The 20,689-nt window shown below is 73.7% G+C and carries 14 protein-coding genes, 1 pseudogene and 1 riboswitch; of the genes and pseudogenes, 10 read left to right on the top strand and 5 right to left on the bottom strand.

Annotated elements, in window-relative coordinates:
• Positions 1–14 precede the first annotated feature (14 nt).
• Both TR50_RS10255 and TR50_RS10250 read right to left on the bottom strand, forming a co-directional pair.
• Positions 15–1,031 carry a pyridoxamine 5'-phosphate oxidase family protein gene (locus TR50_RS10255; RefSeq protein ID WP_063775046.1) on the bottom strand — a complete coding sequence of 339 codons (1,017 nt, stop codon included), beginning with the start codon at positions 1,029–1,031 and terminating at the stop codon, positions 15–17.
• Positions 1,028–1,735, bottom strand: a complete 708-nt coding sequence (locus TR50_RS10250; protein ID WP_236654358.1) for a hemerythrin domain-containing protein — start codon at positions 1,733–1,735, stop codon at positions 1,028–1,030. The genes TR50_RS10255 and TR50_RS10250 overlap by 4 nt, the downstream gene beginning before the upstream one ends.
• Positions 1,736–1,892: 157 nt before the next feature.
• Here TR50_RS10250 and TR50_RS10245 point away from each other — a divergent pair, with 157 nt between their 5' ends.
• Positions 1,893–5,237 carry an ATP-binding protein gene (locus TR50_RS10245; RefSeq protein WP_236654357.1) on the top strand — a complete coding sequence of 1,115 codons (3,345 nt, stop codon included), beginning with the start codon at positions 1,893–1,895 and terminating at the stop codon, positions 5,235–5,237.
• Positions 5,238–5,372: 135 nt separating this feature from the next.
• Here the strand turns inward: TR50_RS10245 and TR50_RS10240 are convergent, their stop codons facing one another.
• Positions 5,373–6,308: an oxidoreductase gene (locus TR50_RS10240; protein WP_042418064.1), complete on the bottom strand. Its 936-nt coding sequence runs from the start codon at positions 6,306–6,308 to the stop codon at positions 5,373–5,375.
• Positions 6,309–6,714: 406 nt separating this feature from the next.
• On the opposite strand from TR50_RS10240, the gene TR50_RS10235 reads away from it, so the two are divergent.
• The 5 genes from TR50_RS10235 (at position 6,715) to TR50_RS10215 (ending at position 13,169) form a co-directional block, all read left to right on the top strand.
• A complete protein-coding gene (locus tag TR50_RS10235; RefSeq protein WP_042418061.1) occupies positions 6,715–8,130 on the top strand; it encodes a multicopper oxidase family protein in 1,416 nt (471 codons plus the stop codon).
• A gap of 27 nt (positions 8,131–8,157) precedes the next feature.
• Complete coding sequence (locus TR50_RS10230) at positions 8,158–9,390, top strand: MalY/PatB family protein (protein ID WP_042418322.1); 1,233 nt, start codon at positions 8,158–8,160, stop codon at positions 9,388–9,390.
• A 577-nt stretch (positions 9,391–9,967) separates the two neighbouring features.
• Positions 9,968–10,120: riboswitch (cobalamin riboswitch) on the top strand.
• Between the two features lie 97 nt (positions 10,121–10,217).
• A complete protein-coding gene (locus TR50_RS10225) occupies positions 10,218–11,198 on the top strand; it encodes an ABC transporter substrate-binding protein (RefSeq protein WP_042418058.1) in 981 nt (326 codons plus the stop codon).
• Between the two features lie 31 nt (positions 11,199–11,229).
• Positions 11,230–12,309, top strand: coding sequence for a FecCD family ABC transporter permease (locus TR50_RS10220; protein WP_236654356.1), 1,080 nt, complete (start codon positions 11,230–11,232; stop codon positions 12,307–12,309).
• Positions 12,306–13,169, top strand: a complete 864-nt coding sequence (locus TR50_RS10215) for an ABC transporter ATP-binding protein (protein ID WP_152648339.1) — start codon at positions 12,306–12,308, stop codon at positions 13,167–13,169. The genes TR50_RS10220 and TR50_RS10215 overlap by 4 nt, the downstream gene beginning before the upstream one ends.
• 63 nt (positions 13,170–13,232) lie before the next feature.
• Here TR50_RS10215 and TR50_RS42425 read toward each other — a convergent pair whose 3' ends face one another.
• The gene (locus tag TR50_RS42425; protein ID WP_052440897.1) at positions 13,233–15,320 is read right to left on the bottom strand and encodes an Ig domain-containing protein; all 2,088 of its coding nucleotides are present in this window, start codon (positions 15,318–15,320) and stop codon (positions 13,233–13,235) included.
• A gap of 369 nt (positions 15,321–15,689) precedes the next feature.
• Between TR50_RS42425 and TR50_RS10205 the strand changes: the two genes are divergently transcribed.
• Together TR50_RS10205 and TR50_RS10200 are read left to right on the top strand one after the other, a co-directional pair.
• A complete protein-coding gene (locus TR50_RS10205; RefSeq protein WP_042418056.1) occupies positions 15,690–16,451 on the top strand; it encodes a dienelactone hydrolase family protein in 762 nt (253 codons plus the stop codon).
• A 245-nt stretch (positions 16,452–16,696) separates the two neighbouring features.
• Complete coding sequence (locus TR50_RS10200) at positions 16,697–17,950, top strand: MFS transporter (protein ID WP_084700040.1); 1,254 nt, start codon at positions 16,697–16,699, stop codon at positions 17,948–17,950.
• Positions 17,951–17,957: 7 nt separating this feature from the next.
• Here TR50_RS10200 and TR50_RS10195 read toward each other — a convergent pair whose 3' ends face one another.
• The gene (locus tag TR50_RS10195) at positions 17,958–18,818 is read right to left on the bottom strand and encodes a LysR family transcriptional regulator (protein ID WP_042418052.1); all 861 of its coding nucleotides are present in this window, start codon (positions 18,816–18,818) and stop codon (positions 17,958–17,960) included.
• Positions 18,819–19,050: 232 nt separating this feature from the next.
• Here TR50_RS10195 and TR50_RS10190 point away from each other — a divergent pair, with 232 nt between their 5' ends.
• Complete coding sequence (locus TR50_RS10190; RefSeq protein WP_042418049.1) at positions 19,051–20,127, top strand: hypothetical protein; 1,077 nt, start codon at positions 19,051–19,053, stop codon at positions 20,125–20,127.
• A 136-nt stretch (positions 20,128–20,263) separates the two neighbouring features.
• Positions 20,264–20,689 (top strand): annotated as a pseudogene (locus TR50_RS46640) (hypothetical protein); the annotation flags it as partial.

Below are 20,689 nucleotides of genomic sequence, written 5' to 3'. Positions count from 1 at the left end.
GGCACGCGACCGGGTCAGCGGTCCTGTGCGCGGGCCTGTGACCGCGCACCGTCGTTCGTCGCGGTCGCGGGCCGCTCCGGCGCGGCGAGGGCGCGGAACTCGTCCCAGTGGACCCGGGGGCGTTCCAGGCCGTTCCGGTCGAAGTAGCGGCGGGTGGCGCCGCGGACCTGGCGCAGGACGCGCACCGCGTCGCGGGGACTGCCGGTACCCATCGGCTCGACGACGCGTGTGGGCGCGAGCAGCCAGCCGTCGCCGTCGGCCCGCAGCACGCCGCGGACGAGCGCGTTGTGCATGCCGTTCAGCCGCTCGTCGTGCCGGTGGACCAGGAGCGACGCCGGTCCGGGGGCCGGCGCGCAGTCGTCCGGCAGGTGCGCGACGGTGAAACCGTCCCGCGTCGCGACGGGGCGGGTGCGGGCGAGGACCGGCGCGCCGGCGGCGTCACGGGCGGCGAGCACCGCGGTCGGGTAGCGGCCCAGCTGCTCCGCTCCCGCGAGCGTGAGGGGTTCCGCACCGCTCGGCACCGGCACCGGCACCGGCACCGGCACCGGCACCGGCACCGGCGGCAGGGACGCCGACGGCCCGCGCACCACCGCCTGCTCGGGGGTGACGGTGATCAGCAGGCGCAGGTAGTACCAGTCCATCAGCGACCGCACCGGGCGGCGGACATAAGCGCGACTGTGCGGCTGGCGCTCGAAGAGCATGCGCCAGTACTCCTCCGCACCCCGGGGGCTGCCGACCGGCTCCTGAGTGCAGACGGCCCGGCCGCGCAGCAGGATCTGCGGCGGGTCGTCGAGCCCGCTGCCGGTCGGCTCGGAGAACAGCAGCGCGACCCGGTCGTCCCGGCGGACGTTGAGCGCCTTCTGCACGAACGCGACGGAGGTGGTCACCAGCAGGGTTCCGTCGTCGCGTCGGCGCACCGCGGTCGGCCAGGCCACGGGCGTGCCGTCACCGGCCAGGGTGGCGAACTCGCAGGTGCGGTAGGCGTCCAGGGCGCGCAGCGCCTCGACGGGGAGGGAGTCGAGAACGGTCACGGCCGGTGCTCCCCGTGCCCGGGGCGCAGCGCTCCGCGCAGCTCGCGGCAGTGCGCGGCGTACTGGCGACGGCCGACGACACGCCACAGCAGTCGTCCGAGAGCGGGCACTTGGCTAAGGAAGAAGGCCGCCTCCGGCTCGGTGGCGTCCTCCAGGATCGCCCCGAGGGCCAGCAGACGCTTCTCCTTCGGGATGTGCTCCATGCCGCGCTTGCCGACCAGAGACCACTCCGCGACGGTCAGGTGGTCCGTCACCAGGGGCAGCAGCAACCGCTCCTCGTCGTCGAGGTGCCGCAGCAGCACGGCGTGATGGTCGTCGAGGGCCGCGGCCAAGGGATCCCCTGTCGTGCGGTCCGCAACGCGCTCCCAGAGCGGCAGTTGACGGGTGACCGCGGCCAGGCTCGCGTCGATGAGCTCGTGCTGCTCCTCCATGCGGGCGACCAGGTCGCCCTGCTCGACCCGCGCGCGCAGCAACGGCCAGAGCAGCTCGTCCTCGGTCCGATGGTGGATGTGCAGGCCATCCAGGTACTCGCGCACGTAGGCCGCCAGAAGTCCCGCGCGGGCGGTGTCGCCCTCGGGGACGGCGCGGACCAGCCGCGGCAGCAGTGCCGCCTCCCGGCGGAAGACGCGGTGGACGACGACCATCTCCTGCGTGAAGGGACGTCCCTCGGCCGGGATCTGACGTGTGGTGGTGCTCGGGGTCACGCGGGCTTGCTCCATCGGTCGGGCCCGGACAGGACGGCACGGGCTCGGATTTCGGCTACGGCCCCGATGCTCGGTGCGAGCGCTTGGCGGCTGCTTGCCGTCCGCTTGGCACGGGCATGGCGGGCGTCGCCCGACAGTTCGGGTAGATTTCCCCGGCGTGCTGCGCATTCGAATCCTGGGGTCGCTGGGCGCCGACCGGAAGGGAACACCACTCGATCTCGGCGCCCCGCGGCAGCGGGCGGTCCTGTCACTGCTCGTCGCGGCCCGAGGCGACATGGTCCCGCTCGAACGGATGGCGGACCGCTTGTGGCGCGGCCAGCCACCACCCAAGGCGGGCGTCTCCCTCCAGACGTACGTGTCGAACCTGCGCCGCTCGCTCGAACCGGCGCGCCGGCCCCGGACCCCGGCGTCCGTTCTGGTCACCGCGCCCCCGGGGTACGCCCTGCGGCTTCCCGAGGACGCGGTGGACGCCTGGCGGTTCGAGGCACGGGTGGTCCTGGCGCGCGGCGCGCCGCCGCAGGAGGCCCGGCGGCTGCTCACCGAGGCGCTCGGCTGGTGGCAGGGTCCGGCGTACGCGGAGAACGCCGACGAGGAGTGGGCCGCGCCGGAGGTCGCGCGTCTGAACCAACTGCACACCGAGGCACGCGAACTGGCCACGGCAGCCGACCTGCGCCTGGGCCGTGCGCCCGAGGCCGCGTTGGCGGCCGAGGCGCTGGTGCGGGCGAACCCCCTGCGCGAGGAGGGCTGGCGGCTGCTCGCACTGGCCCAGTGGGCCTGCGGGCGTCAGGGCGACGCGCTGGCGTCGCTGCGGCGCGCGGCGGCCACGGTGCGCGAGGAACTCGGCTGCGACCCGGGTCCGGCGCTCGTGGATCTGGAGCGGGCCGTGTTGGCCCAGCGCCTCGACGTCTTGCGCGCGGCGGTCCCCGATCCTGGGCCGACGCCGCCGATCGCGCCGGCGCCCCTGCCCGGCGGCCTGTTCGTGGGCCGCGACGAGGAGATCCGCGCGCTGGAGGAGGCCGCGCTGGCCCGCCGCGAGGCCGGCGGCGTCGCGCTGGTCACCGGCGAGGCCGGGGCCGGCAAGACGGCCCTGCTGGACCGGCTCGCCGGACGCCTGCGTGCGGCCGGCTGGCGGGTCGTGGTCGGGCACTGCTCCGAGGCCGACGGCGCGCCGCCGGCCTGGGCCTGGGTGGAAGCCCTGGGCACGCTCGCCCGCGACGTCCCGCCACGGCGGCCGCACGAACTCGCGGTGCTGCTCCGCGAGGCGCAGCGAGGCCCCGGCGAGGTCAGCGAGGTCAGCGACGACGCGACCGCGGGCCGCTTCCGGATGCACCGGGCTTTCACCGCCTGGCTGCGCGACGCGGCCCGCTCCGCGCCCCTGGCCGTCATCCTGGAGGACCTGCACCGCGCCGACAGCGAGACGCTGGCGCTGCTCGAGGCGGCCGCCGCAGTGTCCGACGCCCCCGTGCTCACCGTCGCCAGCTACCGGCCCGCCGAGACCGGGAAACACCTGGGGAAGACCCTCGCCGTCCTCGCCACCCGTTCCCCGCACCGGATCACCCTGGGCGGACTGCGATCGCGGGACGTGGCCACCGTCGTCGACGCGGTCTGCGGCAGGCCCGTGGACCGTACGACGGTCGACGCGCTCGCCCGGCGCACCGGCGGCAACCCCTTCTACGTCCTGGAGAGCGCACGGCTGCTGGCCAGCGAGGGCGCGCTGGTGGCCGTGAGCGACGTCCCGCAGGGCGTGCGTGACGTGCTGCGCCGACGTCTCGCCCTGCTGTCCCCCGGCACCCGGGGAGTGCTCGGCCTCACCGCCGCGGCCGGCCTGGAGGCCGACACCGCGCTCCTGCTCGACGCGTCCGACCAGCCGGACGAGGAGGTGCTCGACGCTCTGGAGGCCGCCGTGTCGGCGGACCTGCTCACCGAACCTGCGCCCGGTCGCGTCCGCTTCGTCCACGCCCTGGTCCGCGACACCGTCTACACCGACCTGGCCGGGGTGCGCCGGGCCCGCCTGCACGCCCGCATCGCCCAGTCGCTGCGTCGGCACCGGCCCGACGACCTCGCCGCGCTGGCCCACCACTTCGCCCGATCGGGCACCCCGGCGAACGCCCCGCTGGCCGTCGACTACGCGCTGCGCGCCGCGGAACTGGCCGAGCGCCGCTACGCCCACGACATCGCGGTCGGGTTGATCCAGCAGGCGATCGAGGTACAGACGGCCACCTCGAGCGACGCGGCAGCCACCCCGGATCCGCTGATCGGTCTGCTCGTCCGGCTCCTGGGCGCGCAGATCCGCGCCGGTTCGACGGACGCGGCCCGGCACACCCGGGGACGCGCCGTCGAGCTCGCCGAACGGGCCGACCGCGACGACCTCGTGGCGGCGGTCTACGCAGCCTGGACCGAGCCCTCCCCCTGGCGCAGCCGCCTGGAGGGCTTCCCCGACCGCGTCTCCCTGACCCGGCTGGAACGTCTGGCGTCACGCCCCGGCCTGGGCACCCCGACACGGGCGCGCCTGCTGCAGGTGCTCACCGACGAGGCGGCGGCCGTCGACACGCCGAGAGCCGTCAAGGCCGCGGGCGAGCAACTGGAACTGGCCCGCTCCTGCGGTGAACCCCGGCTGCTCGCAGCCGCCTTGATGACCTCCACCAAGCTGCTGCCGCACGAGTCGCAGGCGGGCTCGCGGGAGCCGCTCCTGGCCGAACTGCGCGAACTGGCCCAGGCGCACGACCTGCCCGCCTACCGGTGGGTGTGCGAGCACGGCGCGGGCATGGCCGCCGCCGCCCGCAACGACGCCGCAGGCCTGCGTCGGCACACCGACGAGGGGCTCGAACTCGCCCGCCGCTACCGCATGCTGTGGGCGCAAGGCGTCAACTGCACCACCGGTGCCATGCTGGAGGCCGTCGCCGGCCGGTTCGAGGCGGCCGCGGCTGCCTACGCCGAGGCCGGTGAACTGCTGCAGCGGGTCGGCGCCCGGCACGCTCCGGGCCTGCACACGCTCGGGATGATCGTGATCCGGCTGGCCCAGGGCCGGCTGACCGAGCTGGAGCCGACGGTGCGCGCGGTCTACGACGCCTCGGGCGAACCGACCGGCGTGGCCCTGGCCCTCGTCCTCGCCCGTCTGGGCCGGCTCGACGAGGCGCGCGAGGTGCGCTGCCCACCGGAACCGGTGACCGACCACCTGTACGGCGTCGAGCTCGACTTCCGCGCGCAACTCGCCGTCCTGCACCGCGACACGGACACCGCCGCCGCGCTGGTCGGCCACCTGCTGCCGATCCGCGAGCAGCTCGCAGGGGCGGCCGGCGCGGCCTACGCGACCCGCCCCCTGGCCCACGCGCTCGCCGACCTGCAGCGGCTCCTGGGCGAGGAGCAGGCGGCGGCGGAGAACTACGCCCTCGCCGAGCGCACCGCGCAGGCGTGGGGCTCGGCCCACCTGCTGGCAGCGGCCCGCGCGTCCGCGGCCGGTCTGGCCGCGGCACGGAGCCGACGGCGGACCTACCCACGCTGAGGCGGCGAGGCAGGCGGCGCGACGACCGCTCCTCGGTCGGACGTCGGCGCGACGGCACCGTGCCGGACGCCCCGGCGGTCCGGGATCCGGCTCGCTCCTGCTGCCGCGCCCTCCGTCGCCGGACCGGCCCGCCCCTCAGGGGGCCGCGGGGCGCACGTCGACGGCGACGCCGGTTTCCCGCTCGGAGACCTCCCAGAGCTTCGCCACGGCGCGGTCCATCCCGATCCTGCGCAGGACAGGTTTGCGAACCGGTGGGCCGTTGTTGACGAACAGGGGGCCGTAGAACTCGCCGCCCTTCGCCGCCGGGTCGGTGGCGGCGCGCAGCTGCGGCAGGGCTCCGTCGGCGGCGGACATGCCGGTGTGGCGGGCCATGACGTGGAAGAAGCGCTGGGAGGCGCCGCCGCCCGAGCCCTCCACGCTGACCGCCTGCAGGTCCGTGTCGGAGAGCCCGGGGTGCGCGATCAGGCTCGCGGTGCGCGCGCCCGCGCGCTCCAGTTCACGCTGGAGCCCGAGCCCGAAATGGAAGTTGGCGAGTTTCGCCTGACCGTAGGCGCGCCAGGGCCCGTAGCGGCCCTTGAGGTGCGGGTTGGCCACGTCGACGGGACGGCCCATGTGGTGCGCGGTGCTGGTCACCGTCACGACGCGGGACCCGGGTGTCCGCAGCAACGCGGGCAGCAGCAGGGCGGTGAGCGTCCAGTGGCCCAGATGGTCGACGCCGAACTGCATCTCGAAGCCGTCGACCGTCCTCGCTTCGGCGATTCCCATGACGCCCGCGTTGTTGACCAGGAGGTCGAGCCGGTCGTGCGTGTCCAGGACGTGCCGCGCCGCCTCCCGCACGGAGGCCTGCGAGGACAGGTCCAGGGCGACCAGCTCCAGGGACGCGTCCGGCACGTGTGCCCGGATGTCCTCGACCGCGGCGGCGGCCTTCTGCTGGTTGCGCACGGCCATGACGACGTGCGCGCCCTTCGCGGCCAGTTCCCGGGCGGTCACCAGTCCGAGCCCGCCGTTGGCCCCCGTGACGACAGCAGTGCGGCCGCGCTGGTCGGGCATGTCGGTCGTGGTCCAGCTCATCGCGCACCTCCGCATGAACGTTCATTCAGCCTGCGACCGACGTGCGCGACCTGCAATCCGGCCCTGCCGGGGCCGCTCGCTCGGCGTGTGCCTTTCAGGTGATCTTCGCAGGGCCGGCGGCCACCCGGCCGGCGGGCCGGGTAGCAGTCTGCGGATCCCCCGAAAGGGAAGCCCAGGCATCGACCCGCATTCCGGAGGTACCCGCGTGGAACGCGCGAGCGACAAGACGTCCGGGCCCTTGCGGGCCCGGACGCCCCTCCCAGGGACCGGCCGTGCCCGGCGGCCCCTGCGGCGCACGGCTCTCGCCCTGGTCGCCGTGCTGGTGACGCTCGCCACCGGAACGGGTGTGCGCCCTGCGGTCGCGGCATCCCAACCGGTGCCGACGACGGCCGAGCAGGAGAGGGGGATGAGGGCCGGCGCACCCCTGCGGGATCCCGTGGACGCGGACGCACCGGACCGCCACGTCGTGCGGATCACGCTCGACGCGCACCGGACCCGGTTCGACATCTCCGGCCGTGAGGTGGACGGACAGTCCTACGACGGACGTTACATCGGGCCGACCCTGCGGCTGGAGCCCGGCACGAGCGTGGTCATCCGACTCGTCAACCACCTCACCGTCGCGACCAATCTCCACGTCCACGGAATGCACGTGTCCCCGGCCGGAGAGGCGGACGATCCGTTCCGCTGCGTCCCGGCCGGGAGCACGGCGACGTACCTGCTGCGGATCCCCCGGGACCAGCAGCAGGGGACGTACTGGTACCACAGCCACGCCATGGGGAAGACCTGCCCCTTCAGGTCCGCGGGCGGACCGGACATGGCCTCGCCCATGGTCGGCGACGTCGAGAACCAGATCTTCGCGGGGCTCAGTGGCGCGATCGTGGTCGGCGACGACCGGAGCCTGCTCCCCGCCCCACTGCGCCATGTCACCGCGCACACGCTGGTCCTGAAGGACATGCAGATCGACTGGAAGGGTCACATCGTCCAGAACACCGCCACGACCGCGATCAACTCGGACAGCCCGACCGTCCGACTCGTCGACGGCCAACTGCGCCCGGTGCTCTCGATGCGCCCGGACGAGACGCAGCTGTGGCGCCTCGTCAACGCCGGGGCTGACATCTTCTACCAGCTCCAGCTCGACGGGTACCGCTTCACCGTGGTCGGCGAGGACGGCGCGCCGGTGGCCAGGGTCACGGTGACGACGAACCTGCTGATGCCGCCGGGGAAGCGCTTCGACGTCCTGGTGACCGCCTGCCCCCGACCGGGCCGGGCCTGGCTTCGCACCCTGGCCTACACCACCGGGCCGCAGGGCGACTCCTACCCGCAGGCCCGGCTGCTGCTGCTGGACGTGCACGGCCCGCGCGCCGCCGAACTGCCCACGGTCACCGGACGCATCCCGACAGCCGCGTCGGACCTGAGCCGGGCGAGGATCGCGCGGCACCGGACGGTGGTGCTGTCGGAGAGCGCCGACGGGAACACCTTCTACATCAACGGCCGGGAGTTCTCCGGGGACGACCCGTCGGTCTTCGCCACCCCCGCGCGGCTCGGCACGGTGGAGGAGTGGACCGTCGTCAACGCCAGCCGTGAGATCCATCCGTTCCACCTGCACGTGTCCTACTTCCAGGTGATGTCCGTCAACGGCCGCCCCCAGCCGTACACGCACGTCCAGGACATCGTCCCGATCCCCTACACGGTGCACGGAAGGCCGGGTGTCGTGGTGGTCCGGATCGCCTTCACCGACTTCACGGGCCGCTACCTGTTCCACTGTCACATCGCCGCGCACGAGGACAACGGGATGATGAGCTTCGTCTACGTCGTGCGGTGAACTCCCGAGTGCAGTGTGATGGACCGCATGGACAGTGAAGGTCCCGGCGCTGCGGACGCCGCGCGGAACGACCCCCTCGTGCAGTTGAGCCTCGACCAGCTGCGGCGGCGCACCAGCATGAAGTGGCGCGCCTTCCCCGGTGACGTGCTGCCGCTGTGGGTCGCGGAGATGGACGTCCCCCTCGCCCCCGCCGTCGCCGCGGCCCTGCACGAGGCGGTCAGCCTCGGCGACACCGGCTACCCCTACGGCCGCGCCTACGCGGAGGCGCTCGCCGCATTCGCCCGCGAGCGCTGGCACTGGGACGGCCTGCGCGTCGAGCACACCGCGATCGTGCCCGACGTGATGATGGGCGTGGTCGAACTGCTGCGCCTGGTCACCGAGCCGGGGGACGCCGTGGTCGTGTGCTCCCCGGTCTACCCGCCCTTCTACGCGTTCGTGAGCCATGACGGCCGGGAGGTCGTCGAGGCTCCCCTCGGCCCCGGCCTGCGCATCGATCCGGACGCTCTCGAAGAGGCGTTCGTCCGGGCCCGAGGCGACGGCCGCCGCGGCGCGGCGTTCCTGATGAGCAACCCGCACAATCCGACCGGCGTCGTGCACACCCGCGCGGAACTGGCGGCTGTGGCGGAACTCGCGCGCAGACACCGGGTCCGGGTCGTCTCGGACGAGATCCACGCGCCCCTGGTGCTCGCGGGGGCCTCCTTCACGCCCTTCCTCAGCGTCCCGGGCGCGGAGAACGGCCTGGCCGTGACCTCCGCGTCCAAGGCGTGGAACCTCGCCGGGCTCAAGGCCGCCGTGGCCTTCGCCGGCCCGGAGGCCGCGGCCGACCTGCGGCGCCTGCCCGAGGAGGTCAGCCACGGCCCCAGCCACCTGGGCGTCATCGCCCACACCGCGGCCCTGCGCTCCGGCCGTGAGTGGCTCGACGACCTGCTGACCGGCCTCGACGCCAACCGGCGCCTGCTCGGGCAGCTGGTCGAGCAGCACCTGCCGGGCGTCGGTTACCGACCGCCCGAGGCGACGTACCTGGCCTGGCTCGACTGCACCGCCCTGGGCCTGCACGACGACGCGGCCGACGGCCCCGGCGTGGTCAGCGAGCTCGCCGGTCCGGCGAGGATGTTCCTCGACCGGGCCCGGGTCGCCCTCAGCTCGGGTCACGTCTTCGGCACCGGCGGCGCGGGTTGCGTGCGTCTCAACTTCGCCACCTCCCCGGCGGTGCTGCGCGAGGCGGTGGAACGCATGGGACGGGCGATCGCCGACCGCTGACGCTCCGTCCGAGGCAGGGCCGGGCCCTCGGCGGGCAGCATGGGGGCCCGGCGGCCCGGGACCAAGCCCAGCCGGGGCCGCGGCCGGGCCAAGACCGGGGCCGAGCCGGGCTGGTGCCGAGCCGGGACCCAGCCAAGCCAGTCCCGAGCCGGACTGAGCCAAGCCAGTCCCGAGCCGGGACCAAACCAGGCCGGTGCCAAGCCCAGCCGGGGCCGGGACCGAGCCGGGGCCGGGCCAAGGTCGGGCCAGCCGGGCGCGAGCTAAGGCCGGGGCCGAGCCAGGCCGTTGCCGAGCCGGGATCGGTCCGAGCCCGGGCCGAGCCGGGGCTGGGGCCGGGGCTGGGCTGGGGCCGGGGCTGGGTCATTCCACCCACCGATGACCGTCGCCGATGCGACGGTCCCGACCGGCGGCCACAACTTCACCATCTGCGTGCGGCTGCTGCCGGCGTCCCGGGCCAAGACCGGGCCGGGGTCGGGACCAAACCGGCCCGGCCGGTGTCGGGCCGGGGCCGGGCCCAGCCGGGCTGGGGTCGGGGACGCGGTGCGGGAGGGCTGCGTGCTAGGGTGCGCCGGACCGGAAATCTGCGCAGACTTGCAGGTTTCCGGTGGCGCGACAGGCAGCGAAGCCGGTGACGCCCGTCTCACGGCGGGCCATTCCGGCGCTGTCCCGCAACTGTAAGGGCCCCTGACGGGGCCCGAGCCAGGTCGCCTCCTGCCGCGCTACGACATCGACCCTCGTGGGAAGGGCGATCCGTCTCCGTCGGCGTGCGCTCAGGCGCGGCCGGTCAGCGGGTTGGCCTCTCCCGCCCGCACGGTAGGAAGTACCACATGGCTCAGCGACGGCTGGTCCGCTCTGTTGCGACGGCGGCCGCGGCGCTCGCCGCCCTGGCCGCCGTCTCCGGCTGCAGCTCCTCGGGTTCAGGCTCCGCCGCCCCGTCCGCCTCGACGTCGGCCTCCTCGGCCGCGGCCGCCTCGTTCCCGGTCACGGTGACCCCGTCGAACGGCAAAGTCACCGTCAAGGCCCGGCCGCAGCACATCGTCTCGCTGTCGCCGACCGCGACCGAGGACCTGTACGCCGTGGGCGCGGGCAAGCAGGTCGTGGCCGTCGACTCGACGTCGGACTACCCGAAGGGCGCTCCGGTCACCAGCCTCAGCGGCCTGACGCCGAACGTCGAGGCGATCGTCAAGTACAGCCCGGACCTGGTCGTCGCCTCGCAGGACTCCGGCGGCCTGGTCGCCGGTCTGCAGAAGCTGGGCGTTCCGGTCATGATCGAGCCCGCCGCGGCGACGCTGGACGACGCCTACGCCCAGATCGAGCAGATCGGCCAGGCCACCGGCCACGCCACCGAGGCCACCGCGACCGTGGCCGGCATGAAGTCGCAGATCGCCGCCACCGTCAAGCAGGTCGGCGCCGCGCACGCGGACCTCGGCTACTACTGGGAGCTGAGCGCCAACCCGTACTACTCGGCGACCTCCAAGACCTTCGTCGGACAGGTCGTCTCCCTGTTCGGCCTGAAGAACATCGCCGACAAGGCGGACAAGGCGTCCGACGGCGGGTACCCGCAGCTGTCCGCCGAGTACGTCGTCTCCGCGCAGCCGCAGCTGATCTTCCTCACGGACAACGGAGCCTCCGACGGCGGCCAGACCCCCGCGGTCGTCGCGGCCCGGCCGGGCTGGTCCGGGATCCCGGCGGTGAAGAAGGATCAGGTCGTCGGCCTGGACGACGACATCGCCTCCCGCTGGGGCCCGCGTCTGCCGCAGCTGGTCGCCGAGATCGCGCAGGCGGTCGAGAAGGCCCCGACCAAGTGACCCCGGCCGGGCGGCGCCCGTGAAGGCGCCCGTGGAAGGGACCACGGAGGCGTCTGCGGACGGCACCGCGGAAGGGACCGGCGGGCGCGGACGCGTCCGCCGGCGGACGGTGCGCGCCTACGGCCTCGCGGTGGCCTTCCTGGTCGCCGCGGTGCTGGTGGGCGCCATGGCCGGGGCGGCGGACCTCAATCCGCTCGCCACGGCCGCCGCGCTGCTGGACCGGCTGCCGTTCGTGCACCTGCCCGGCGGGCTCAGCCCGCTGGACCGGGCCGTGCTCTTCCAGATCCGGCTGCCGCGCGTGGTCCTGGCGGCGCTGGTGGGCGGGGCGCTCTCGCTCTCCGGCGCGGGCTACCAGGGGGTGTTCCGCAACCCGCTGGTCGACTCCTCGCTGCTGGGCGCGTCGGCGGGGGCCGGCCTCGGCGCGACCCTCGCCATCGTCGCGATGGGCGGGGTGAACGCGCAGACCCTGCCGGTGGCCGCGTTCGTCGGCTCGCTGGCCGGGGTGGCCTGCGCCTACCTCGCCGGCGCGAGCGGCGGACCCGGCACGTCGACGTTGCTGCTCGCGGGGCTCGCGGTCTCGATGTTCCTGACCGCCGTGCAGACCTATGTGCTCCAGCGCTCCACCCAGGACATCCAGCAGGTCTACTCGTGGCTGCTGGGCTCGCTGTCCGCCGCCACCTGGCACCAGAGTGTGCAGATCCTGCCCTACCTGGCCGTCTCCACGGCCGTCGTGCTGCTGCACGGCCGCCATCTCGACGTGCTGTCGGTGGGCGACGAGGAGGCCCGCTCGCTGGGCCTGCGTCCCGCCCGGATCAGGCTGGCGGTCGTGGCCGGCTGCGCGCTCGCCGCGGCGAGCGCGGTCGCGGTGAGCGGGCTGATCGGCTTCGTCGGGCTCGTCGTCCCGCACGCGGTGCGACGACTGGCCGGCACCTCCTACCGTCTCGTTCTGCCGCTGTCGCTGCTGTTCGGCGCGGGATTCCTGGTCCTCGCCGACACCCTGGCGCGGACCGTGGTGGCCCCGGCCGAACTGCCCATCGGTGTCGTCACCGCCCTCGTCGGCTCCCCGGCCTTCGTCTGGATCCTGCGCTCCACCCGGGCGGTGCGCACATGAGCGCGCCCGGGGCCGCGCCGACGTCCGAGTCGGGATCGGGCTCGGGATCGGGATCGGGGGCGGTGTCGGTGTCGGCGGTGAACGGACTGGAGCTGGCCGGGCTGGACGTCGACCTGGACCGCACCCCGGTCGTCCGGGAGCTGTCCGGCACCGTCGCCCAGGGCGGCTGGCTGGCGCTGATCGGCCCCAACGGCGCCGGCAAGTCGACCGCGCTGCGGGCGGTCGCCGGGCTGATCCCGCACCGCGGCACCGTCCTGGTCGAGGGCACCGACGTGAGCGCCCTGCGCACCAGGGAACGGGCCCGCCTGATCGCCTACGTGCCCCAGACGCCCCTGCTGCCGCCCGACATGACGGTCCACGAGTACGTGCTGCTGGGCCGCACGCCCCATCTGTCCTACCTCGCGAGCCCCGGCGACCGGGACCGCCGGACCGCCGCGCGCACCCTGGACGAGCTCGACCTCACCCACTACGCCGACCGTCGCCTCGCCCGACTCTCCGGCGGGGAGCGCCAGCGCGCCGCCATCGCCCGAGCCCTGGCCCAGGAGCCCCGCCTGCTGCTGCTGGACGAGCCCACCTCCGCCCTCGACCTCGGACACCAGCAGCACGTCCTCGACCTCGTCGACCGGCTGCGCCGCACCCAGGGCCTGACCGTCGTCACCACCCTCCACGACCTGACCACCGCCTCCCAGTACGCCGACCAGCTCGTCCTGCTGCACCGGGGGCGCGTCGAGGCGAGCGGCGCCCCGGGCGACGTCATCACCCGGGACGTGATCGCCCGCGTCTACGACGCGCGGGTCTCGGTGACCAGGGACGCCCAGGGCTGCCCCGTCGTCACCCCGCTGCGGCACGAATCCCGCTGACCACGAACAGTGCAGTGGGGCCCCGCCTCGGCGGCGGGACCCCACTGACGGTGCGGCACGGCGTCAGGTCAGGTGCACCGACGCGTCGTCGACGAGGAACGCGGTCTGGCCGGTGGTCGAGTGCGAGACCAGCTTCAGGCCGACCGTGGAGCCGAACTCACTGGCCACCCAGGGGGTGAGGTCGAAGCTCTGCAGCTGGTACCCGTTGGTCGCGTCCTGGTTGGACCAGGTCTTGACCACGCCGATCTCGTTGCCGGTGTACTGGTCGTAGAGGACCAGCGACATCGTGTCGGCGGCGCTGCCGCTGGGAGCGGTGCCGGTGACGTCCAGGTAGAACGAGAAGGACATGTGCTTGTAGCCGGGCGTCGTCTCGACCCACTGCGTGACCGAGTCGTCGGTGTTCTGGCCGAGCCAGGCGTAGCCGTTGCCGGTGCGGGCCTGGTGGGCCGTCGCCTCGGTGATGACGTTCCAGCTGCTCTCGTTCCACACGGTGTGGTCGTAGCTGCTGTTCTCGAACCCGGCGTCGTTCAGCTGCTCGATCGGTGTGCAGCCGACCTGCGGGCCGTTGAAGAAGCCCATCCAGCTGGTCTGCGACTGACTGTTCCCCTTGTCGTCACTGGCCGTCACGGTGACCGAGTACCACCCCGTGGCCGAGGTCTGACCGGTGATGTGGCCGGTGCCCGGGTTGATGGCCAGGCCGGCCGGCAATCCGGTGGCGCTGTAGGAGATCCGGGTGGAGGCCGTGTCCGAGGCCAGCACCGCGTAGTCGATCGGGCTGTTCGTCGACTGGGTCTGGTCGCAGGGCTTGGTGACCAGCAGCGGCTGGTTGGCGAAGAGCGGGTCGTTGCCCATGCAGTTGTGGTCGTAGTTGGACCACAGCGTCTGCACCGGGAAGACGCCGGTCGACAGCGTCAGGTTGAACAGGCCGCCCGGGGTGCCGGCGGGGATCCAGCTGCACTTGTCCGCGATCTCCTGGCCGGTGGCGTCGGTCCAGGCGCCGATCGGGTTCTGGTCGTCGATGGTCTCGGCGTACTCGTGGCCGCCGATGATGCCGTAGCCGTCCAGGTGGCCGCGCTGGCCGCTGTTGATCCAGTTGGTGCCGCAGTACTTGTTGTCCGTCAGGTACGGCATCAGCGTGTACGCGACCGTGCCGTAGCTGCTGCGGGCGAAGGTGTGCCAGGCGCAGTAGCCGAGCTCCTGCCAGTGGTCCGGGTCGGCGCCGGGGACGGTGTTGATGATGTACTGCACGTTGCGGTTCTGGTTCGCCGTCGTGTTGCCGAAGTGCTGGGCGGCGGCGAGCGCCTCGGCCGCGATCTGCGGCTCGGTGGCGGCGGCGGGCGCGGCGGCGGAGTTGTCGTACCAGATGCCGGCCAGCGTCTTGCCCGCGACCGGGTAGCCCACGTGGTTGGCGCCGGCCGGACAGGAGACGCTGCCCTGGCTGATGTTCTCGCAGTACTGCGTCGGGACCTTGGACCAGGTGTCCGTGCTGGAGCCGAGGCCGTTGAAGAAGTCCTGCTGGTACGGCGACGCGCCCTCGGGGTCACCGCTGAAGGTGGTGTGCCCGCTCGCGTCGGTGCCCGCGGTCCCCCACTGGCTTCCCCAGTAGACCAGGTAGACCTGCGGCGGACCGGTGGTGACGCCGATCGAGTCCTGGCCGCCGCGGTAGGTCATGTTGAGGTCGTAGTCGTTGTGCGGGTGGATGCCGCTCGACTTGTCGTGCGCCGCGGCCTCGGCTGCGAGCGCCTGCTGCTGCGCCTTGCGCGCGGTGAAGGTCTGCTGGTTAAGCATCACCTGGGGCTTCGTCTCGACGCTCTGCACCCAGACACCGTTGATCTTCACCCAGCCCTCCGCGGCCGGGTGCGCGTCGGCGGGACCCTTCGGCTTCGGCACGGGCTTGGGGGTCGGTTTGGGAGTCGGCTTGGGCACGGGCTTGGGCTTGGGCTTGGGCTTGGGCTTGGGGTGCGGCTTCGGCTTCGGCTTGGGCTGGGGCTTGTGGGCGGCCGTCGCGGCGGGGGCCGCCGCGCCCGACGAGCCGCTCAGCGAATCGGCCGCCGCGGTGCCGGCCATGCCGACGGCGGCCAGCCCGAACGCCAGGACGGCGACGAGACCGCGCCGGAGCGGCGACAGCCGGCGGGTACCTGATGTGGACACAGTTGTCCTCTCCATGGGGGAACGGAACGCGGATGCAGCCGATGAGGCGCGGCGCGGTGCAATGACACATGTCACGTGATAAAGACGTCAAGACCTTTGACAAGATCCATGTCTCGCCCCGACCAACGCCCAGGGACTCGTCGCACAAGGGACTTTGACTTCCCCTCAGCCGAGCCGGGACGGGGCCCGGCCCGGCTCGGCGTTGGCGGAGCCGGGCGGCGACTGCTACATTTCCGGAGGCCGTGCGAGAGAACGAGGAGGTGGTACCCGTGAACGCAGTTTCGACATGGGTGCTCCCCTCCGGGGTCACGGTCGGGCGATAGGTCGTCCGGGAGCGCCGTCTCAGCGCACTCCCGAAAGGCACGACCCATGCAGTTCACTTCCGAGCGCCGCCTCGACGACGGCGTCCTCGAACGCGACTTCACCCTCGGCCGGAACGCCGACAGTCGGATCCCCGGCATCCTGTGGACGCCCGCATCCGACTCCGCCCCCTCCTCCGCACCCGCGCCGCTGATCCTGGTCGGCCACCCCGGCGGGCTCGACCGGATGCGCCCCCGGCTCGCATCCCGGGCCCGGCACTACGCGACGCAGTACGGCTTCGCCGCGGCCACCGTCGAACTCCCCGGCAGCGGTGACCGGCCCCGCCTGCCCGCGGTCGAGCAGGCACGCGCCGACCTGCGGCGGGCGATCCAGGCCGGCGAGCCGGTCAGCGACGAGGTCGTCGACGCCCTCGTCCTCCCCCTGGTCGAGCAGGCGGTCCCGGAATGGCGGGCCGCCCTGGACGCGCTCCTCGCGCTGCCGGGGATCGGCGGCCCGGTCGGGTTCGAGGGAGGAGTCATCTCCATCGGCATCCGGCTGGCGGTGGTCGAGCCGCGCATCGCGGCCGCCAACCTCTTCGCCGGGAGCTTCGTTCCCGCCGCCCTCGTCGAGGAGGCCCGCCGGCTCACCGTTCCGCTGCAGGTGCTGCTCCAGTGGGACGACGAGGGCAACGACCGGCAGGCGGCCCTGGACCTGTTCGACGCCTTCGGCACCAAGGAGAAGACGCTGCACGCCAACCTCGGCGGGCACACCGGCGTCCCGTCGTTCGAGATCGACAACGGGGCCCGGTTCTTCGCCCGGCATCTGAAGTAGCCGTCGGCACGGGCAGCCGCGCGCCTCCCGGGCTACTCCCGGGAGGCGCGGCGGCGGTACCTCGCGCGACCCAGCTGTGCTGCCGACCCGCCGGCCAGCGGGAACGGTCATCACGATCAGAGATGACAGTTGTCGTGGATCATCGCAGCGGGACGGGAAGCGGAACGGGGCCGACAGCGCTTTCACCCGTGCACGCGGCGGAGAGCGCCGCACCACCCGACCGGAACGTCCCAAGAAGGCAGGCCATGGTCCAGGCATCCGGCCCCACTCCCACCCTCGGTCCGGCCACGGAAGGTGCGGCCGCGTCAGGCGGCGCCTCCTACGAGTCCGGCCCCTCGATACCCGGCTGGCTGGTGGCGCTGCTGGCCGTCGCCACCGGCCTGTCGGTGGCGAACCTCTACTACGCGCAGCCCCTGCTGTCCACGCTGGCCCCGGCCTTCGGCGTCAGCGCCGCCACCGTGGGCTCGCTGGTGACGGTCACCCAGATCGGCTACGTGCTCGGCATGCTGTTCCTGGTGCCGCTCGGGGACCGCTTCGAGAAGCGACGCCTGGTGGCGGTCCTGCTGTCGGTCACCACCGTCGCCATGGCGGTCGGCGGCGCGGCGAGCGGCTTCCCGATGATGGTGCTCGCCTCGCTGGTCAGCGGCGCGACCTCCGTGGTCGCCCAGATCCTGGTGCCGCTCGCGGCGAGCCTGGCGCCGGACCACGCCCGCGGCCGGATCGTCGGCCGGGTGATGGCGGGGCTGCTCACCGGCATCCTGCTGTCCCGCACCCTCAGCTCGCTGGTCGCGGGGGCCGCCGGCTGGCGGGTGGTCTACCTCGGCTCGGCCGTGCTGATGGCGCTCCTCGCCCTCGCCCTGCGTCTGGCCCTGCCGCGCCACGCACCGACGACCGACCTGCCGTACCACCATGTGCTGCGCTCCACCGTGCGACTGGTCCGCACCCACCCGGCACTGATGCGGCGCGGGCTGTACCAGGCAGCGCTGTTCGCGACGTTCAGCGCGTTCTGGACCACGGTCTCCTTCCTGCTGACCGGCCCGGCGTTCCGCTACCCGGCCTCCGCCGTCGGTGTCTTCGCCCTGGTCGGCGCGGCGGGTGTGGTCGTGGCACCGGTGGTGGGCCGCTGGGCGGACCGGGGTCTGGGCCGTCCGCTGACGGGGGCGGCCCTGCTGCTCGGGGCCGTCGGCGCGCTGGTCGCCGGGCTCGGCGGTCACCACATCGTGCTCCTGGCCCTGGCCGCGATCCTGCTCGACGTGGCCGTGCAGACCTCTTTGATCCTCGGCCAGCACGTCGTCTACCAGCTCGACCCGAGCGCCCGCGCGCGACTCAACAGCGTCTTCATCGCGACCTTCTTCGCCGGAGGGGCCCTCGGATCGCAGCTCGGCACGATCCTCTACCACGCCGAGGGCTGGTGGGCGGTCTCCCTCCTCGGGGCGGCCCTGCCGCTGTCGGCCCTGCTGTACTGGACGACCGAGCGCCGCACCCGGAAGACGGACTGAGACGACGTCAGCCGAGGTGACGCAGCAGCGCGGCCACCGCCGGAGCAGGCTCTCCGGCGGGCCGCGCCACCGTCACGTTCCAGCGGGGCGGGCGGCTGGAGAAGCGGCGCAGCGCGAGCTCGGGAAAGCGCGCGGCGATCGACTCCGGCAGGACGCAGACGCCGAGGTCGTGGCGGACCAGTTCCACGGCCGCCCCGATGTCGTTGACCTCGAAGACCGCGGCGCGCTCCACCGCGACCGCCCGGAAGGCCCGGTCGACCGCACCCCTGATCGCCCAGCCGGGCGCGAAGTCGACGAACGGCAGCACCGCGACCTCGGCGTAGCCGACCGTGTCGGGATCGGCGAAGGCCCGCGCCGGTGAGGCCGCCAGCAGCATCTCCTCGCGGGCCAGCAGCCGGGTCTCCAGTCCGCGCCGCTGCTGGCGGTCGAAGGCCACCACCGCCACGTCCACGGAGCCGTCCCGCAGCGCCGCGCGGATGTCCGCCACCGCCGCCTGCCGCAGCCGGACCACCAGGCGCGGGTGCTCGGCGCGCAGTCCCGCGAGGGCGCGGTCCAGCCCCAGCCACACGCCCTGCATCGTCCCGACGGTGAGCACGCCGCGCAGCTCGCCGCGCGCCTCGTCGGCGACCGCACGGGCCTGGTCGGCCGCCTTCAGCGCGACGCGGGCGGCCGGCACGAACGACTCCCCCACCGCGGTGAGCGTGACCCGGTGCGTGGTGCGTTCGAAGAGCCGGACGCCCAACTCGCCTTCCAGCGCCCGGACCGTGCTCGACACCGCGGACTGCACGACGTGCAGGCGGCGCGCGGCGGCGGTGAACCCACCCTCCTCGGCCACCGCGACGACGACCTCCAACTGCCGCAGATCCATCCGTGGATCATCGCATCCCGGCGTCGCCCGCGGATCCCGGCTCGACCACGACGGCCCGTGGGAATCGCCGCATTGTGTGATCAACCTGTATCCGCCGGGCCGCCCTGTGCGATTCACCCGTATCTGTCGCTTCCGTCGGACCGTTACCGTCCGCTTCTGCGAGCCGCGTTGGAGGCTGACAGGCCCCTCGCACGGCTCTCGTCCGCACAAGCGATCACCGAGGGAGACTCCGATGAAGACCGCGTTCCTGCCGCGCCTGGCGACCGGGAAAGCACTGGTGGTGGGTGCTCTGCTGGCCCTGACCGTCCCCGGGGTCGCGTACGCGAACAGCGTCAGCGCGACGGTGCGGACCCCTGGGGCCACGGCAGGCCCGACCAGCACCTTCTCCGAGATCTCGACCCATGCGGACTGCGGCTCCGGCCTGGTGTCCGGCGGCGGTCTGGACCAGGCCATCGGCAGCGGCACGTCCTCCAACGGGAACCACGTGATGGGGACCGAGCCCAGCGCGGACGGCTCCACCGAGTACACCGGCAGCACCGGCGTCGTCGGCACGGACAACACCCACTGGCTCGGCATCGGCGGCAGCGGCGGGGCGGTGAACAGCTCCTTCGCCACCACCCCGTACGCGGTGTGCTTCACCAGCAGTCTGATCGACCACACCCAGACCGTCATGGACAAGGCGGCCGGCCCGACCTCCGCGGCGACGCCGGTCGCGGTCACCGCGACCTGTCCGGCGGGCACCGTGCTGCTCGGCGGCGGCGCCCGGACCACGCCGGCCAGCGTCGGCAGCCTGAAGCCGATCTCGAGCTTCCCCACGTTCGACGACTCCGCGCACGACTACGGACTGAAGGCCGCGGCCGACGGCGAGACCGACCCGAACGCGTGGACGGCGGTCGGCTGGAACGGCGGCGGTGGCGGCGCGACGAACGAGACCTACGCCTACGCGATCTGCAGCGGCAGCGGCATCGACGTCAGCGGTGTGAAGGTGACGGTGCACTACAGCGAGGTGAACACCTCCTCCTCGGCGGGCGCGAACACCGTGGTGACGGTCGGCTGCGGCTCGGACGGCAACCTCGTCAGCGGCGGCGCGGGCGCGAGCGGCGGCAACGTCACCACCACCGACTACACCGGCCCCGGCTCCGGCGGGGACCACCTGAACGGCAGCTTCCCGAGCGACTCCGGCGGCAACCCGGTCGGCGACGGAACCACCAACGCCTCGTACTGGACGGCGGACGCCCACGCGGGCGGCGCCGGCTCCAGCGGCACCTACGCGGACGTCTGGGCGCTCTGCGCCGACGACGGGGTGTGACCGGAGGATCCGCGGGCGGGCGCCGAGCCCGCCCGCAGACCACGCCTCGCCCGCCCCGTCCCCACCTGCCGACCTGCCCGGAGAAACAGTGTCAACTCCTGCAACCCTTACCGTCCTCCGCTCCAGACTGACGTCGATGGCCGGGACCTCCGTCCTCCTCGCCGCGGCGCTGGTGCCCCTCACCGCCGCCACCGCCGCGACCGCTGTCACCGACGCCGTCGCGGGCGCGGGCGCGGCGGAGCCCTGCGGCGTCGGCGGCGTCTTCACCACGACGCCGCGCCCCACGTGCACCTACGACTCGGTGGGCACCGACACCTTCACGGTTCCCGACGGCGTCACGGCCGTCACCGTCGACCTCTTCGGCGGCCAGGGCGGCAGCGCCGCCGGCTACATCGACCCCCACCCGGCGGTCCCCGGCGCGCCCGGTGGACTCGGCGGGGAGGCCCTGGCGACACTGCCGGTGACGCCGGGTCAGACCCTTCAGCTCACCGTCGGCGCGGCCGGCGTCCCCGGCTCGTCCCAGCACGGTCAGTTCGCCCGGCCGGGCGGGACCGGGCACGGC

Source organism: Streptacidiphilus anmyonensis, from assembly GCF_000787855.1.
Taxonomy (GTDB): Bacteria; Actinomycetota; Actinomycetes; order Streptomycetales; family Streptomycetaceae; genus Streptacidiphilus; species Streptacidiphilus anmyonensis.
This window is presented reverse-complemented; position numbering and strand designations above follow the sequence as displayed.

Coding starts and splice junctions, on each gene's coding strand:
- TR50_RS10240 (WP_042418064.1), bottom strand. CDS start 6,308: ATGAGCTGGACCACGACCGACATGCCCGACCAGCGCGGCCGCACTGCT.
- TR50_RS10235 (WP_042418061.1), top strand. CDS start 6,715: ATGAGGGCCGGCGCACCCCTGCGGGATCCCGTGGACGCGGACGCACCG.
- TR50_RS10230 (WP_042418322.1), top strand. CDS start 8,158: ATGGACAGTGAAGGTCCCGGCGCTGCGGACGCCGCGCGGAACGACCCC.
- TR50_RS10225 (WP_042418058.1), top strand. CDS start 10,218: ATGGCTCAGCGACGGCTGGTCCGCTCTGTTGCGACGGCGGCCGCGGCG.
- TR50_RS10215 (WP_152648339.1), top strand. CDS start 12,306: ATGAGCGCGCCCGGGGCCGCGCCGACGTCCGAGTCGGGATCGGGCTCG.
- TR50_RS10205 (WP_042418056.1), top strand. CDS start 15,690: ATGCAGTTCACTTCCGAGCGCCGCCTCGACGACGGCGTCCTCGAACGC.
- TR50_RS10200 (WP_084700040.1), top strand. CDS start 16,697: ATGGTCCAGGCATCCGGCCCCACTCCCACCCTCGGTCCGGCCACGGAA.
- TR50_RS10195 (WP_042418052.1), bottom strand. CDS start 18,818: ATGGATCTGCGGCAGTTGGAGGTCGTCGTCGCGGTGGCCGAGGAGGGT.
- TR50_RS10190 (WP_042418049.1), top strand. CDS start 19,051: ATGAAGACCGCGTTCCTGCCGCGCCTGGCGACCGGGAAAGCACTGGTG.